We start from the raw sequence: 1,271 nt of genomic DNA, 5'->3' as shown, positions 1-1,271 counted from the left end.
GGCCGATATCGGCAGGCTCGGCGGAGGCATAGGCCTGGCGCACGGTATCGGTCGCGCCCGGGATCGCGGCTTGCGCCCGCAACAGGAGTGGCGACGGACTCGCGGGAGGCTCGGCCGGCCGCGGCGCCTCGAAGGCGGCCGTCGCGAGCGTCGTGACCGCGAGCTTGTCCTGCTTGCTGGCGCGATTGGCGACCGGACCAATGTCGGCCTGCGCCGCGGGCAGGCTGTCGCGGCCCAAAATGGCTGTTATCGCGGCGCCGGCGAGGAGGAGGCAGGTCAGCGCGGCGAGGGTGATGGCTCTGGTCAAAAACTACTCCATTCCCGGCCGGTGTTGCCGCAAACTGCGCGAGAAATGCGGCGTTACCGTGCCGTGACAGCGCCAAATAGGTGAAATCGTCCCGAAACGGCCCGAAAATCAGGCTGCGGCGTCAAGCTCATAGGCCTCCTGGATGTCGGCCACGATCTCGTGCGCCGTCCAGAGGGCGCCGGGCTGGACCGAGTGCAGACTGACCGTCCAGTTGGTGCGGCGGGTGCGCGGCGTGCTGACGATGTCGAATTCGACCTGACGGCACAGCGGATGCCGCTGCAGGGCGTAGAACACGCGGGTCCGGAGATCGTCGAGCGATGCCGGGGTCTTGGCGAAGAGCGCCTCAAAAGCCATGTCGCATTCCCACAACTGCCGGGCGGCCGGCCGCGGCGGCGGACCATCCCCTGACGCACAGTTGGGACTGGCATGGTTAATGCCGCGTTAAGCGGACAGGCGGGACTTGATGGATCAGGCGAGTCGCACCCGCGCGCTCGCCACCTCGTACTCCGCGATCGTCTGGGCCAGCAAATCATCGACCGCGAGCACCCCGGTTACCCCTGAGGTGGAATGACCGCCGCTCCAGATGTCGCGCCAGCGCTTGGGGCGGCTTTCGCGGGCGCCGATGTCGATGTCCTTGGCGATGTCGATCGCGCCGCGCGCCGGCAGGTCGTCGGGCTCGAGGCCGGCGGCCTCGATCGAGGGCCGCAGCATATTGGTCTGCAAGCCCGTGAAGGCCGTCGTGAGCAGGATGTCGTCGGCGGTCGCCTCGACCAGCATCTGCTTGTATCTCGCGTCCGCCATGCTCTCGCGCGTCGCGATGAACTTGGTGCCCATATAGGCGAGATCGCAGCCGAGCGCCTCTGCGGCGCGCAGCGCGTGGCCGTCGCTGATGCCGCCGGCCAGCACGAGCGGGCCGTCGAAGAATGCGCGCACGGCGCGGACGAACACGAACGGATTGAGCCAG

At 68.2% G+C, this 1,271-nt stretch carries 2 protein-coding genes and 1 pseudogene; all 3 read right to left on the bottom strand.

Annotated elements, in window-relative coordinates:
* Nucleotides 1–307 (bottom strand): annotated as a pseudogene (locus H8B02_RS47275) (hypothetical protein); the annotation flags it as partial.
* Nucleotides 308–415: 108 nt separating this feature from the next.
* Nucleotides 416–661 (bottom strand): hypothetical protein, encoded by a 246-nt coding sequence (locus H8B02_RS47270; RefSeq protein ID WP_229172511.1) that lies wholly within the window; start codon nt 659–661, stop codon nt 416–418.
* Between the two features lie 114 nt (nt 662–775).
* Nucleotides 776–1,271: NAD(P)H-dependent flavin oxidoreductase (locus H8B02_RS47265; RefSeq protein WP_229172510.1), on the bottom strand; the 496-nt coding region annotated here is incomplete at its 5' end.

The sequence above is a fragment of the Bradyrhizobium altum genome (assembly GCF_020889705.1).
Classification (GTDB): domain Bacteria; phylum Pseudomonadota; class Alphaproteobacteria; order Rhizobiales; family Xanthobacteraceae; genus Bradyrhizobium; species Bradyrhizobium altum.
Note: the sequence above shows the minus strand (reverse complement) of the source record. Positions and strands in the feature narration are given on the sequence as shown.

Excerpts from the sequence above, each read along its gene's own strand:
- H8B02_RS47270 (WP_229172511.1), bottom strand. The coding sequence starts at position 661 with ATGGCTTTTGAGGCGCTCTTCGCCAAGACCCCGGCATCGCTCGACGAT.